Genomic DNA, 11,654 nt, shown 5'->3' with positions numbered 1-11,654 from the left:
CCAACCCCTTCTTCCAGCAGTCTTCCGGTCTATTGAACAAGGAGTGTCCTGTGAACCTGTTGCGCAGCCTTTGCTTTGTCGGCCTGCTGGTGCTTGCCGGATGCAGTACATCGTCTTCGTCGTATGACGGTGGGGGCGGCTTCAGCGCCGGTGCCCAGTGCCAGATGCAGTGCCAGGCCAGCTATCGCAGCTGCATGGCCGAAGGCGCGGGGATCGGCAGCCGCCAGTCCAGTTGCGAGCAGCAGGTGGCGCCGACGCCGGACAAGCGCTGCAAGGACATCGAACATCCGGAACTGCGCCGTTCCTGCGAATTGAAGGCGCATGACTGCACGCTGCGGGCGCCGATGATGGGCTGCGGTGAGCGTCGTGATACCTGCATGAGCAGCTGCGGCTGACCACGCCGGCGACAGCGCGCATAATCATCCGTTCCCCGCACAGGACCGGTCATATGCGCACCACCTTGTATGGTTCCACCAGCACCGCCTCGCTGGTGGTGCACTGGCTGCTGATCGAGCTCGGCATCGAGCACGAACTGGTGCTGCTCGATTTCGACACGCGCGAGCACAAATCAGCCGACTATCTGGCGCTCAATCCGGCAGGCAGAGTGCCGACCCTGTTGATCGACGGCCAGGTGCTGACCGAGGCGGCCGCGATCGCGCTGTATCTGGCAGACCGTCATCCGCAGGCGGCGCTGTTGCCTGCCGTCGGCGCACCCGCACGAGGCGAAGCCTATCGCTGGATGTTCTGGTGTGCCAACACCGTGCAGCCGGCGTACCGCGCCTGGTTCTACGCGCATGAAGCGGCGGGTGGCGAGTGCATCGAGGCGGTGCGTGCGATGGCACGGCAGCAGCTCGAATCGGCGTGGCAGCACGTTGCCACGCACCTGCAGAGCGGCGGTCCCTACCTGCTCGGCGATGCGCCGAGCGTGGTCGATTTCATGCTGGTGATGCTGATGCGCTGGTCACGCAACATGCCCACGCCCAGCGACCACTGGCCGGTGTTGAAGGCGTATGCAGATCGCCTGAAGGCGCGCCCGGCGTTCGCCGAGGTCTATCGCCGCGAAGGCATCACCGACTGGCGGTAACCCGTTCTGTAGAGCCGAGCCTGGCTCGGCTCTACCAAAGCGGAGCGGGTTACAGGATCTCCAGCACCGTTTCCGGTGGCCGGCACAGGCGGGTGCCCTTGTCGCTGCGTACCACCGGACGATTGATCAGCCGTGGGTGGGTGGACATGGCCGCGAGCAGGGCGTCGTCGTTGCTTCCCTGCAGACCCAGGGCGGCGAACTCGGGTTCCTTGCTGCGCACAAGCTCGGCCGCTGCCAGGCCGGATTCGGCCAGCACCTGACGCAGCGTGGCTACGTCGGGCGGGCTGCCCAGATACTCGATCACCACCGGTTCGAAACCGGCGTCGCGGATCAGCTTGAGCGCCCCGCGCGAGTTGCTGCACGCAGGGTTGTGCCAGATCGTCACCTCCATCAGAACCACTCCAGCAGGGACACGCCCACGCCGACATAGGTTGCCTTGTGGTTGTAGTCGATCAGGCTCTCGCCATAGCCGTCGAAGATCTGCACATGGCCGCGCAGCAGGTTGCTGATCGGGAAGCCGTAGTCCAGCTGCAGGGCGCCGTGCGAGCGGTCACCGGTGCGCAGCGAATGACGCGCCATCAACGAGACCTCGTGACCCTTGTGGTTCCAGGTCAGGGTCGCGTCGCCGCGGCCCATGTAGTCCTCGATGTCCGGGTTGTTGTCGTCGCTGCGGGTCTCGGGAATGCGGTACCACGGGCGCAGCACCAGTGCCCAGTTCTCGCGGTCCAGGCCGACATTGAGCATCACCCGGTTCCAGCTGCGCGACAGCGGATCAGCACGGCCGTTGGACTGGTGGTTGAGGCTGATGCCGGTCATCCGGCCACGCCAGCCACCGATCGAGTAACCGTTGCGGAACACCATCATCACTTCCGGCTCGTAGTTGGTCTCGCGGAACGGGCGCGAGTCCTCGCCGTTGTAGGCCTGCCAGCGCGAACTCTGGGTATAGCCTGCCCAGATGTCGCCGTTGTCGCCGAACAGGTTCTCTACGATCTTGGTCTTGAAGCTGATCTGGAACTTCAGCTCGGCGCTGTCCAGCACCTGCGGGGTGGTCACGCTGTTGGCCGGGTTCGGCGAGTGCGGCATGGTGTTGCGATCGCTGGTCCAGAAGGCGGGCAGCAGGTACACGGGCTTGTACGCGCGCAGCTGGAACGGCCCCAGCTTGGAGTCCTCGGCCAGTTCCCAACGGCTGTCCAGCAGCGAACCACGGCCAGCGTTGGCAAGTGCACTGTCGGGCGCTTCGGAACGGAACAGATCGCTGACACGTTCGCGCAGTTTTTCCTCGCCCTGGCTTACCCGCGTGGTGTTGCGCTGCTCGCGACGCGCCTGTGCGGCAGCTTCGGCGGCCGCATCAGCTTCGGCGGTGGCCTGCGGCGTGCGCCCGAACTGGCGGTCGTAGCAGGCCAGACGTGCAGCATCGGTGGTGATGGCCGCGCAGGCGGCCGGCGAAGCCTCGGCACTGGGCGCGAATTCCTGGGCGGCCACTGGCGCGCTGGCCAAGGCCAGCGCCAGCGGTGCAAGGCGGGGAAGCAACGGAGACAGGGTCATTGCAGCAGGCCCTTCGGAATGAATGCGGAAAGAGGCACAGTGTGGCGGCTGCCCGCGGTGACGGCCAGCCCCACGGGTTTATGCCCGGCGTATGCGTGCGCGCTGCGTGAAGGCCACCTGCCTCACAGGAACCAGGCGAAGGCGAACAGGCCCAGCATTGCGATCACCAGCGCCAGCTTCAGCGCCAGGCCCAGCAGGATGCCGAGCCACGTGGCCAGCCCGACCTTGGTCGAGCGGCCGAGCTCGCGGGTATGCCAGTACTCGCCCAGCAGCGCACCGAGCAGGGGCCCGGCGAACAAGCCGATCGGCATGAAGAACAGGCCGACGATGCTGCCGATGAAGGTGCCCCAGAGCGCCTTGCGGCTGGCACCCACGCGCTTGGCGCCGACTACGGTTGCCAGCACGTCGACCAGCAGCGACAGCGCGGTCAATACGCCGAGGACCAGCAGGGTGGGCCAGCCGACATGGACGAAGCCGTCTGCCCACGCAGCAAGTATCAATCCGACGAAGACCAGCGGGATGCCCGGCAGGGCCGGCAGGACGATGCCTGCGATGCCGATCAGGACAAAAATGACCGCTAGCAGATACAAGATGAATGAGAGGTCCATGCTGTCCAGTATGGTTGTGTTTTTGGGGTTGACAGTGAAAGGTTTTTGCCAGTTGCTTTTTCGTTTTGGTCGGGTTAAGTTGCAGTCGCTGAGCTTGGCAAGGTCACCGTGGATCGTGGCCTGATGAAGCAAGATCGTTCCGATCCGCTGCATCGATGCACCTCGCTTCCCCCTTGCTTGTCAGCCGCCCAACAGGCGTATCCAACAACAAGTAGAGAGTCAAAGGGAGTTAGTGAGATGGCTGATCGCGAGAACGGTACCGTGAAGTGGTTCAATGATGCCAAGGGCTTCGGCTTCATCAGCCGGCAGAATGGCGAGGACGTGTTCGTGCACTTCCGTGCCATCGAGACCCAGGGCTTCAAGAGCCTCAAGGAAGGCCAGGCTGTGAGCTTTGAAGTCGTGCAGGGCCAGAAGGGCCTGCAGGCTGACAAGGTCCAGCCGGCGTAATTCCTGCCGCTTGCCGGCATGAAAAAGGCCCGCGCAAGCGGGCCTTTTTTTGTTGCTCCGGTTCTGATCGGCCGGGGCCCGCTGCGGTTCAGCGCAGGATGACCTTGCCGTTGACCACGCGGACATAGGTGTTTTCGCGGATGCCGCCGAGGTCACGCTGGTTGACCACGATGGTGCGGCCGTCATCCATGCGCACGCTGATGTCATACGTATCGCTGGTGACGTTCTTCTGGATCTGGTTGCCCGCCAGTGCGCCACCCACGGCGCCGGCTGCAGCGGCGATGTTCTTGTTGCCGCGGCTGCCGCCGGTGTGGTCGGAGATCTCATGGCCGGCAACCGCGCCGACGATGCCGCCGAGGATCGCGCCGGTGGCGGAAGGCGCGGTACGACCCGACTGCACGGCACTGATGCGGGTGACGATGCCGCAGTCGGCGCAACGGCCCTGGTTGTAACCGGAGTTGTTGCCGTAGCCGCCGTTGTTGTAACCGTTGTTGTAACCACCGCCGCCATAGCCCGGCGAGGTGGCACAGCCGGCCAGGGCGAGGGTTGCGATGACACTGGCGGCGATGAGCTGGATCTTCATGGGGCGTCTCCTGGCCGTGAAGGCGGGTGCGTTGGGTGGTACTGCGTCATGCAGCAGGGTGAGCGAATCCTCCTCTTTCCAACGTGAACAAGGCGCCAACCACATCAGCCTTCGCCCTCTCGAAGATGAATCAGCGGAAATCCTGATGACAGGCCCGACAATCGTTCTGCAGTGCCTGCAGCTGCTGCGCCAAGGCGGTGCAGTCGGTGGGAGGGCTGGCCAATGCCGCATTGAGGTCGGCCCGGTACTGGCTGGCGTGCTGCTGGAACTGCCGGCTGTCCTTCAATCCGGGGAAGGCGAGGTCCAGGTCGTTGGACAGCAGGCGCAGCACCTGCAGGCGCGGGACGCTGTCGGCCAGGCTGCAGCGGTTCTGCTGCTGTGCCTGCTGCAGCAGATCCGCCTGCCGCTGCATCACCTGCATCAGGCTGTCCGGGAATGGATCGCGGCGCGCCTGCACGGCGCGGCCGACCATCACCGTGGCAATCAGGCCGATCAGCAGGCCCAGGCCGAGTACGAACAGATAGCGGTAGGCGGCGGATGGGCGGCGGGGTGGGCTGGCACTCATGGCGGGCGCTCCGGGCGTGCAACGGTGGGTTCGGTGTCGGCGTGCAGTCCCCAGGGGATCTGCACGCTAAAATAGCCCGATGAACGAACAGGTCAAACAACGCTTCGCCGGCATCGAACGGCTGTATGGCGTCGGCGCGCTCGAGCGCCTGCAGGGCAGCCGTGTCGCCGTGGTCGGCATGGGCGGCGTGGGCTCGTGGGTGGTGGAGGCGTTGGCGCGCTCCGCGGTTGGCCATCTGGCCCTGATCGATGCCGATGACATCTGCGTATCCAACACCAACCGGCAGCTGCCGGCGCTGGAGGGCAATTACGGTCGCAACAAGGCCGAGGCGATGGCCGAGCGCTGCCGGGCGATCAATCCGCAGATCGAGGTCGACGCCGTGCAGGCGTTCCTGACCCCGGCCAACATGGCCGAACTGCTGGACCGTGGCTTCGACCTGGTGATCGATGCCTGCGACAGCTTCCGGGTGAAGGTGGAAACCATCGCCTGGTGCCGCCGCCGCAAGCTGCCGCTGCTGACCGTCGGCGCGGCCGGCGGCCGTACCGATCCCACCCTGGTGCGCATCCGCGATGTCTCGCGCACCGAGCATGACGCGATGCTGGCGCTGATCCGCAAGAAGCTGCGCAGCGAATTCAACTTCCCGAAGAATGCCAAGCGCTATTTCGGCGTGCCGGCGGTGTATTCGCTGGAGAACGTGAAGTATCCGCAGGCCGACGGCAGCGTCTGTGGCCTGCGGCCGAACCTGGGCGCGGATGCGGCGCTGAAGCTGGATTGCGGCGCTGGCCTGGGCGCGGCCACCCACATCACCGGCGCGTTCGCATTTGCCGCCGTGGGCAAGGCGCTGGAGATGCTGCTGGAGCCGAAGAAGGTGAAGGCCGAAGCTGTTGAGGCAGAGGCCGGGGTGTGATCGGGTAGTGCCGGCCGCTGGCCGGCATCTGCGCTGATTCAAACGTTTCGGGGTTGCCGGCCAGCGGCCGGCACTACCGTTACGGGGCGGGCAGGCTGAACAGCCGCCGCGCGTTGTCCGTGGTGGCCCGCGCCACGTCTTCAATGTCCATTCCGCGCAGCGCGGCGATGTGGCGGGCGATGACCGCCAGCCGCGCCGGCTCGTTGCGCTGGCCACGGATCCCCGCGTCGGGCTGGTCCGGCGCATCGGTCTCCAGGAGCAGTTGTTCCATTGGCATCTCGCGGACAAGCCGTTGCAGGCGCTGCGCGCGCTCGTAGGTCAGTGGTCCGCCCAGGCCGAGCAGGAATCCCAGTTTGTGCAGCTGCGCGGCCTGTTCCGGGCTGCCGGAAAAGCTGTGGACCACCCCGCGCAGGCCACCGATGCGGCGGATCGCGGCGATCACCGCATCCACTGCACGGCGGGCATGCACGATCACCGGCAGATCGAACTCGCGCGCCAGCTTCAGCTGGCCGAGGAAATACGCCTGCTGGGCCTCAGCATCCAGGCCCTCGACGAAGAAATCCAGCCCGCATTCGCCGATCGCGCAGGGTCGCTCCTGCTCGATCCACGCACGCAGTTGCGGCAGGTGTTCAGGCCGGTGCTGGTCCAGGAACATCGGGTGCAGGCCATAGGCGGGGTAGAGCCCCGTCGCCTGCTGGCAGACCTCGCGCAGCTTCGGCCAGCTGGCCGCAGTGACGGCTGGAACCACCTGCCACTGCACGCCGGCAGCGCGTGCGCGGTCGATGACCGCCTCGCGGTCACCGTCGAATTCGCTGGCATCCAGATGGCAGTGGCTGTCGGCCAGCAGGTTCAACGCTGCTCCAGCGGTGGTGGCGTGGTCGCGCTGCGGCTCTTCCAGTTGGCCAGCAGCAGGGTGCCCAGGCCCAGCATCAGTTCGTCGATGAACGGAATCGGGTCGGGGATGAACAGGGTCAGCGCGAACAGGCCGGCGGTCAGCTTGAACAGGGTGGGGTAGCGCAGCCGGCGCGCCCATTGCAGGACCGGCAGCAGCATCGGGTTGGCCATCACGGGGTCCTCCTGGGGGAATGTGCAAACGCTACCACGGGCCCAGCATTTCCCGATGCTGAATGGGTTACGGCAGTGAGCAGGAAATGTGGAGATTCCGTTCAGGCACCGCATGCTGCAATCTGGCCTGAGAACGTTGCGGACGGTCCGCAAGGAGCAGGTCATGAAAAGCACAACTACAACTGTCCTGGTCGCAGCGGGCGCGCTGCTGGTCGGTGGTATCGCAACCGCCGCCTTCATGAAGAGTGGCGACAAGTCGCCTGAGCAGCTGAGCGCCGGAAACCCGAGTGAATCGCGCCTGGTCGATGGCAATGCCAGCGACGATGGCGCACGTGGCGACGCGGTGGACGCCACTGCGCCGCGTGGTCTGGAATACGCCGATGTGCTGAAGGTCGATCCGATCACCGAGAAGCAGAAGGCCTACGCCACCGTGATCGGCACCGATCCGGTACGCGAGACGTCGACCACGCAGACCCCGCATGAGGTCTGTCAGGACGTGGTGGTGCAGGAACGCCTGCCCGAGCGTGATGGCAACGTCGGTGGCACCGTGGTTGGTGCCGTGGTCGGCGGCCTGCTGGGCAACCAGGTGGGCGGCGGCAACGGCAAGAAGGCGGCGACTGCTGCCGGTGCCGTGGCCGGTGGCTTCATCGGCAACCAGGTCGACAAGCGCCATGTGGGTGGCCGCGTGGTCAACCGCACCGAGCGCCAGTGCCACACCGAAACGGCGACTTCCGAGTCGAGCCGTGTCACCGGCTACAACGTGACCTACCGCAATGAAGACGGCACCACCGGCACCATGCGCATGGGCAGCAAGCCGGGCAACCGCATCGCCATGGGCACCAGCGATGTGGTCAAGGGCTACAACGTGACCTATCGCTACGACGGCACCGAGAAGACCGTGCGCATGGACAACAAGCCGGCCAGCGATCGCCTGCCAGTGGTGGATGGGCAGCTGGTCACCCAGACCGCCGCCGCTGCGGATTCGACGGCCAACCGCCAGTAATCCCCAGCTACCACGCAGCATCGAACAGGCCGGCTTTCGCCGGCCTGTTTTTTTTGCAGGGATGGGGTTCATCCATGCGTGGCGTGGATCTACCATGGCCGCATGAGCATCTTCGACCTGCGCATCGAAACCGAACGCCTGATCCTGCGCCCACCGCAGCGGCAGGACTACGCACCTTATCTGGCGTTCTGTGCCGACGAAGAGGTGATGCGCACGCTGGGTGGCGTGCAGTCACCGTCGGTGGCATGGCGCGGCTTCTGCAGCCTGGCCGGCGCATGGCAGCTGTTCGGCTTCTCGATGTTCAGCGTGATCGAGAAATCCAGCGGTGAATGGATCGGTCGCATGGGACCGTGGCAGCCGCAGGACTGGCCCGGTACCGAAGTGGGCTGGAGCATCCGCCGTGCCAGCTGGGGCAAGGGCTACGCACCGGAGGCGGCGATCGCAGCCATCGACTGGGCGTTCGATACGCTGGGTTGGGACGAGGTCATCCACACCATCGCCGAAGACAACGAGAACTCGAAAGCCGTGGCGCGCAAGCTCGGCAGTACGCTGCTGCGCATGGGGCAGTTGCCACCGCCGTACGAAGGCAAGCCGTTGGAAATCTGGGGGCAATCGCGCGGGCAGTGGCAACAACGCCGTTCGCTGTTGTAGAGCCGAGCCCATGCCCGGCTGCATTTGGCCAGCAGCAGCCGAGCATGGGCTCGGCATCTACACGATGCATCGCCCGCCATGCTGCACCCGCGCTTGGCAATCGCCGGGCTGCTTGCCAGACTGCGGGCAGCCGGCTGCAGGCCGGGACCTCCCTGGAGCAGGCAATGGTGGAAGAGCGCATTCCGTTGACGGTGCATGGCATGTCGGTCTCGGGCAATTGCCACAAGGTGCGCCTGTTGCTGGAACAGCTCGGCAGCCGCTACCGCTGGGTGGAGGTGGACAGTGCCCACGGCCAGACCCATACCGCGGAATTTCTCGCCCTCAATCCAAATGCCAAGGTGCCGTTGATCGTGCGCGACGACGGCCGCGTGCTGACTGAATCCAATGCGATCCTGTTCTGGCTGGCCGAGGGCACGCCGTATCTTCCCGCCGACGGCTGGCAGCGTGCGCAGGCATTGAGCTGGATGTTCTTCGAGCAGTACAGGCATGAGCCGTGCGTGGCGGTGGCACGCTTCATCCGCGGTTGGACGCCGGCCGACTCGCCACGCCGTGCTGAACTGCCACGCCTGCAGGAGCGCGCTGCCGGCGCGCTGGCGGTGATGGAGCAGCATCTGCGGCAGGCGCAGTGGTTCACCGGCGATGACTACGGTATCGCCGATATCGCCCTGTTCGCCTATTCCGATGTCGCCGCCGACGGTGGCATCGCGCTGGATGCATTCCCGCAGGTGCGGGCTTGGTTGCAGCGGGTGCGCGCGCAGCCTCGCTTCGTGCCCATGCCTGCGGTGACCGCCGAGGTGCGCGCGCGGTTCAACGCACCGGGTTGATTCCCCTGCGGCGTCGGGCGTGCTCGACCGGTGGAAAGGGTCGCGCAGGCCTGGCGCCACGGTTCGCAACAACGGCACGGAGGGTGTTCGATGTTTGCTGTGGTTCCAGATCCCATTCCCGCACGCATGCGCGGCCTCAACCGTGCCGAAGTCTGTGACGTCAATTTCCTCGAGGCCGTGCGCGCCTGGCGTGGCATGCCGCGACCGCGTCCGGCGCCGGATGCGCCGATCCTGCCGGGCAGCACCCTGACGGCCGCCGCCTTCGGCGAACTGTTCGAATCGCAGCTGCTCAGTCGCCAGCTGGACCTGATGGCGCGCGTACTGCGCGTGCAGAACAAGGTCTTCTACACCATCGGCTCGTCCGGTCACGAAGGCAACGCGCTGCTTGCGCGCGCCTGCCGGCACACCGATCCCGCGTTCCTGCACTACCGTTCCGGCGCCTTCATGGCCGAACGTGCCCGGCTGGTGCCCGGCATGGACCCCGTGCGCGACGCCGCGCTGTCCTTCGCCGCCAGTGCCCACGATCCGGCCAGTGGCGGCCGTCACAAAGTATGGGGCAGCAAGCCGCTGTGGGTGCTGCCGCAGACCTCGACCATCGCATCGCACCTGCCCAAGGCATTGGGTACCGCGCTGGCGATCGAGAGTGGCAGGCGCCTGAGCCAGCCGCTGCCGATTCCGGCCGACAGCATCGTGATGTGCTCCTTCGGCGATGCCTCGGCCAACCATGCCACCGCGCAGACTGCGTTCAATACCGCGATGTGGTCGGCCTACCAGAAACTGCCGGTGCCGATCCTGTTCGTGTGCGAGGACAACGGTCTCGGCATTTCGGTGAAAACGCCTGAAGGATGGATCGCAGAGCGTTTCAGCCGGCAACCGGGCCTGGACTACTTCTTCGCCGATGGCCTGGACCTGGCGGCCGGGCACGCGCAGGTGCAGGCGGCGGTCGAACATTGCCGGCGCATGCGTCGGCCTACCTTCCTGCACCTGCGGACCACGCGGTTGATGGGCCATGCCGGTACCGACTTCGAGGTGGAATGGCGTGCGCTGGCGGAGCTGTGCGCGGCCGAGGCGCAGGACCCGCTGCTGCGCTCGGCGCAGATCGCGCTGGAATCGGGCTGGATGGATGCGGCGGGCGTGGAAGCCGCCTATGAAACCCTGCGCGCGCGCTGCATGGCCGCGGCCATCGATGCCGATTCGCGGCCGAAGCTGCAGACATTGCAGGAAGTGATCACGCCGTTGGCCCCCCATACGCCGGCAGCGGTACAGGCCGAGGCCGAGCGCGTGGCGCCCGTCGAGGCCCGGCAGGCGCTGTACGGCGGTGCCGACGCGTTGCCCGAGCGGCAACCGCCGCGGCACCTGGCGATCCAGATCAACCACGGGCTGCAGGAGCTGCTGGGCAAGTATCCGCAGGCGCTGCTGTTTGGCGAGGACGTCGCGCAGAAAGGCGGCGTCTACACGGTGACGCGCGACCTGCTGCGCCGCTTCGGCCCGCGCCGGGTATTCAACACGCTGCTGGACGAGACCATGATCCTGGGCATGGCCCAGGGTCTGGCCAACATGGGCATGTTGCCGATTCCGGAAATCCAGTACCTGGCCTACCTGCACAACGCCATCGACCAGCTGCGCGGCGAGGCCTGCTCGCTGCAGTTCTTCTCCAATGACCAGTTCCGCAACCCGATGCTGGTGCGCGTGGCCGGGCTGGGCTACCAGAAGGGGTTCGGCGGTCATTTCCACAACGACAATTCGATCACGGCGCTGCGTGACATCCCGGGGCTGGTGGTGGGTTGCCCGTCGCGTGGCGATGATGCGGTGATGATGCTGCGCACATTGGCGGCATTGGCCCGCGTGGACGGCCGGGTAGCGGTGTTCCTGGAACCGATCGCCCTGTACATGACCAAGGATCTGCACGCGGCCGGCGATGGCCAGTGGTTGTTCGACTACCCCGCACCCGGGCAGGCGCTGGTGCTGGGCGAGGGCAGGGTGTACGCGCCGGACGCCAGCGATCTGGTGATCTTCACCTATGGCAACGGGGTGCCGATGGCGCTGCGCGCAGCGGTCGCCATCGAGCAGCAGCTGGGCTGGCAGGTGCGCGTGGTCGACCTGCGCTGGCTGGTGCCGTTGAATGCCGCCTTCATCGGCGCCCAGGCCGCCACCGCGCAACGGGTACTGGTGCTGGACGAGGGCAGGCAGAGCGGGGGCGTCGGCGAAGGCGTGATCACCGCGCTGGTCGAGGCCGGCCATGGCCACCTGCCGGTGCGCCGGGTCTGCGGTGCCGATACCTATACGCCGCTGGCGGGGGCAGCAATGTTCGGGCTTCCAAGCGACAATGCGGTGATTGGCGCCGCCCTCGACCTGGCGCAGGAACCCTGATG

15 protein-coding genes are annotated in these 11,654 nt (G+C 66.2%); 8 read left to right on the top strand and 7 right to left on the bottom strand.

Annotated elements, in window-relative coordinates:
• The first annotated feature begins 50 nt into the window (after window positions 1-50).
• Window positions 51-395 carry a hypothetical protein gene (locus MRBLST15_RS07730; protein WP_367785625.1) on the top strand — a complete coding sequence of 115 codons (345 nt, stop codon included), beginning with the start codon at window positions 51-53 and terminating at the stop codon, window positions 393-395.
• A 53-nt stretch (window positions 396-448) separates the two neighbouring features.
• Window positions 449-1,084 (top strand): glutathione S-transferase family protein, encoded by a 636-nt coding sequence (locus MRBLST15_RS07725; RefSeq protein WP_265952266.1) that lies wholly within the window; start codon window positions 449-451, stop codon window positions 1,082-1,084.
• Window positions 1,085-1,133: 49 nt separating this feature from the next.
• On the opposite strand, the gene arsC is transcribed toward MRBLST15_RS07725, so the two are convergent.
• The 3 genes from arsC to MRBLST15_RS07710 all read right to left on the bottom strand — a co-directional run bounded on the left by arsC (window position 1,134) and on the right by MRBLST15_RS07710 (window position 3,237).
• Window positions 1,134-1,475, bottom strand: coding sequence for an arsenate reductase (glutaredoxin) (arsC, locus tag MRBLST15_RS07720; protein WP_312704198.1), 342 nt, complete (start codon window positions 1,473-1,475; stop codon window positions 1,134-1,136).
• Window positions 1,475-2,629 carry a phospholipase A gene (locus MRBLST15_RS07715; RefSeq protein WP_367785624.1) on the bottom strand — a complete coding sequence of 385 codons (1,155 nt, stop codon included), beginning with the start codon at window positions 2,627-2,629 and terminating at the stop codon, window positions 1,475-1,477. Before MRBLST15_RS07715 ends, arsC begins: the two co-directional genes overlap by 1 nt.
• 122 nt (window positions 2,630-2,751) lie before the next feature.
• Window positions 2,752-3,237 carry a DUF456 domain-containing protein gene (locus tag MRBLST15_RS07710; protein ID WP_367785833.1) on the bottom strand — a complete coding sequence of 162 codons (486 nt, stop codon included), beginning with the start codon at window positions 3,235-3,237 and terminating at the stop codon, window positions 2,752-2,754.
• 237 nt (window positions 3,238-3,474) lie between these two features.
• Between MRBLST15_RS07710 and MRBLST15_RS07705 the strand changes: the two genes are divergently transcribed.
• The gene (locus MRBLST15_RS07705) at window positions 3,475-3,684 is read left to right on the top strand and encodes a cold-shock protein (RefSeq protein WP_025876765.1); all 210 of its coding nucleotides are present in this window, start codon (window positions 3,475-3,477) and stop codon (window positions 3,682-3,684) included.
• Window positions 3,685-3,772: 88 nt separating this feature from the next.
• Here the strand turns inward: MRBLST15_RS07705 and MRBLST15_RS07700 are convergent, their stop codons facing one another.
• Complete coding sequence (locus tag MRBLST15_RS07700) at window positions 3,773-4,267, bottom strand: glycine zipper 2TM domain-containing protein (RefSeq protein ID WP_367785623.1); 495 nt, start codon at window positions 4,265-4,267, stop codon at window positions 3,773-3,775.
• Window positions 4,268-4,397: 130 nt separating this feature from the next.
• A complete protein-coding gene (locus tag MRBLST15_RS07695) occupies window positions 4,398-4,832 on the bottom strand; it encodes a hypothetical protein (protein WP_367785622.1) in 435 nt (144 codons plus the stop codon).
• A gap of 79 nt (window positions 4,833-4,911) precedes the next feature.
• Between MRBLST15_RS07695 and MRBLST15_RS07690 the strand changes: the two genes are divergently transcribed.
• On the top strand, window positions 4,912-5,739 hold the full coding sequence (locus MRBLST15_RS07690) for a tRNA threonylcarbamoyladenosine dehydratase (protein ID WP_089236156.1): 828 nt from the start codon (window positions 4,912-4,914) through the stop codon (window positions 5,737-5,739).
• A gap of 79 nt (window positions 5,740-5,818) precedes the next feature.
• Here the strand turns inward: MRBLST15_RS07690 and MRBLST15_RS07685 are convergent, their stop codons facing one another.
• The gene (locus MRBLST15_RS07685) at window positions 5,819-6,592 is read right to left on the bottom strand and encodes a TatD family hydrolase (RefSeq protein WP_312704201.1); all 774 of its coding nucleotides are present in this window, start codon (window positions 6,590-6,592) and stop codon (window positions 5,819-5,821) included.
• On the bottom strand, window positions 6,589-6,804 hold the full coding sequence (locus MRBLST15_RS07680) for a DUF6116 family protein (RefSeq protein ID WP_180166435.1): 216 nt from the start codon (window positions 6,802-6,804) through the stop codon (window positions 6,589-6,591). The genes MRBLST15_RS07685 and MRBLST15_RS07680 overlap by 4 nt, the downstream gene beginning before the upstream one ends.
• Window positions 6,805-6,967: 163 nt before the next feature.
• Here MRBLST15_RS07680 and MRBLST15_RS07675 point away from each other — a divergent pair, with 163 nt between their 5' ends.
• The 4 genes from MRBLST15_RS07675 (at window position 6,968) to MRBLST15_RS07660 (ending at window position 11,652) form a co-directional block, all read left to right on the top strand.
• Window positions 6,968-7,807, top strand: a complete 840-nt coding sequence (locus MRBLST15_RS07675) for a glycine zipper 2TM domain-containing protein (RefSeq protein WP_312704202.1) — start codon at window positions 6,968-6,970, stop codon at window positions 7,805-7,807.
• 102 nt (window positions 7,808-7,909) lie between these two features.
• Window positions 7,910-8,458 (top strand): GNAT family N-acetyltransferase, encoded by a 549-nt coding sequence (locus tag MRBLST15_RS07670; protein ID WP_265952258.1) that lies wholly within the window; start codon window positions 7,910-7,912, stop codon window positions 8,456-8,458.
• 164 nt (window positions 8,459-8,622) lie between these two features.
• The gene (locus tag MRBLST15_RS07665) at window positions 8,623-9,282 is read left to right on the top strand and encodes a glutathione S-transferase family protein (RefSeq protein WP_367785621.1); all 660 of its coding nucleotides are present in this window, start codon (window positions 8,623-8,625) and stop codon (window positions 9,280-9,282) included.
• A gap of 90 nt (window positions 9,283-9,372) precedes the next feature.
• Window positions 9,373-11,652 carry a thiamine pyrophosphate-dependent enzyme gene (locus tag MRBLST15_RS07660; RefSeq protein WP_367785620.1) on the top strand — a complete coding sequence of 760 codons (2,280 nt, stop codon included), beginning with the start codon at window positions 9,373-9,375 and terminating at the stop codon, window positions 11,650-11,652.
• Window positions 11,653-11,654: the final 2 nt, after the last annotated feature.

The organism is Stenotrophomonas sp. LST15-1-1.1, from assembly GCF_040815575.1.
GTDB lineage: Bacteria > Pseudomonadota > Gammaproteobacteria > Xanthomonadales > Xanthomonadaceae > Stenotrophomonas > Stenotrophomonas lactitubi_B.
Note: the sequence above shows the minus strand (reverse complement) of the source record. Positions and strands in the feature narration are given on the sequence as shown.

What these genes read in the sequence shown, in the direction of transcription:
- MRBLST15_RS07725 (WP_265952266.1), top strand. Translation starts at nt 449, where the DNA reads ATGCGCACCACCTTGTATGGTTCCACCAGCACCGCCTCGCTGGTGGTG.
- arsC (WP_312704198.1), bottom strand. Translation starts at nt 1,475, where the DNA reads ATGGAGGTGACGATCTGGCACAACCCTGCGTGCAGCAACTCGCGCGGG.
- MRBLST15_RS07715 (WP_367785624.1), bottom strand. Translation starts at nt 2,629, where the DNA reads ATGACCCTGTCTCCGTTGCTTCCCCGCCTTGCACCGCTGGCGCTGGCC.
- MRBLST15_RS07710 (WP_367785833.1), bottom strand. Translation starts at nt 3,237, where the DNA reads ATGGACCTCTCATTCATCTTGTATCTGCTAGCGGTCATTTTTGTCCTG.
- MRBLST15_RS07705 (WP_025876765.1), top strand. Translation starts at nt 3,475, where the DNA reads ATGGCTGATCGCGAGAACGGTACCGTGAAGTGGTTCAATGATGCCAAG.
- MRBLST15_RS07700 (WP_367785623.1), bottom strand. Translation starts at nt 4,267, where the DNA reads ATGAAGATCCAGCTCATCGCCGCCAGTGTCATCGCAACCCTCGCCCTG.
- MRBLST15_RS07695 (WP_367785622.1), bottom strand. Translation starts at nt 4,832, where the DNA reads ATGAGTGCCAGCCCACCCCGCCGCCCATCCGCCGCCTACCGCTATCTG.
- MRBLST15_RS07690 (WP_089236156.1), top strand. Translation starts at nt 4,912, where the DNA reads ATGAACGAACAGGTCAAACAACGCTTCGCCGGCATCGAACGGCTGTAT.
- MRBLST15_RS07680 (WP_180166435.1), bottom strand. Translation starts at nt 6,804, where the DNA reads ATGGCCAACCCGATGCTGCTGCCGGTCCTGCAATGGGCGCGCCGGCTG.
- MRBLST15_RS07675 (WP_312704202.1), top strand. Translation starts at nt 6,968, where the DNA reads ATGAAAAGCACAACTACAACTGTCCTGGTCGCAGCGGGCGCGCTGCTG.
- MRBLST15_RS07670 (WP_265952258.1), top strand. Translation starts at nt 7,910, where the DNA reads ATGAGCATCTTCGACCTGCGCATCGAAACCGAACGCCTGATCCTGCGC.
- MRBLST15_RS07665 (WP_367785621.1), top strand. Translation starts at nt 8,623, where the DNA reads ATGGTGGAAGAGCGCATTCCGTTGACGGTGCATGGCATGTCGGTCTCG.
- MRBLST15_RS07660 (WP_367785620.1), top strand. Translation starts at nt 9,373, where the DNA reads ATGTTTGCTGTGGTTCCAGATCCCATTCCCGCACGCATGCGCGGCCTC.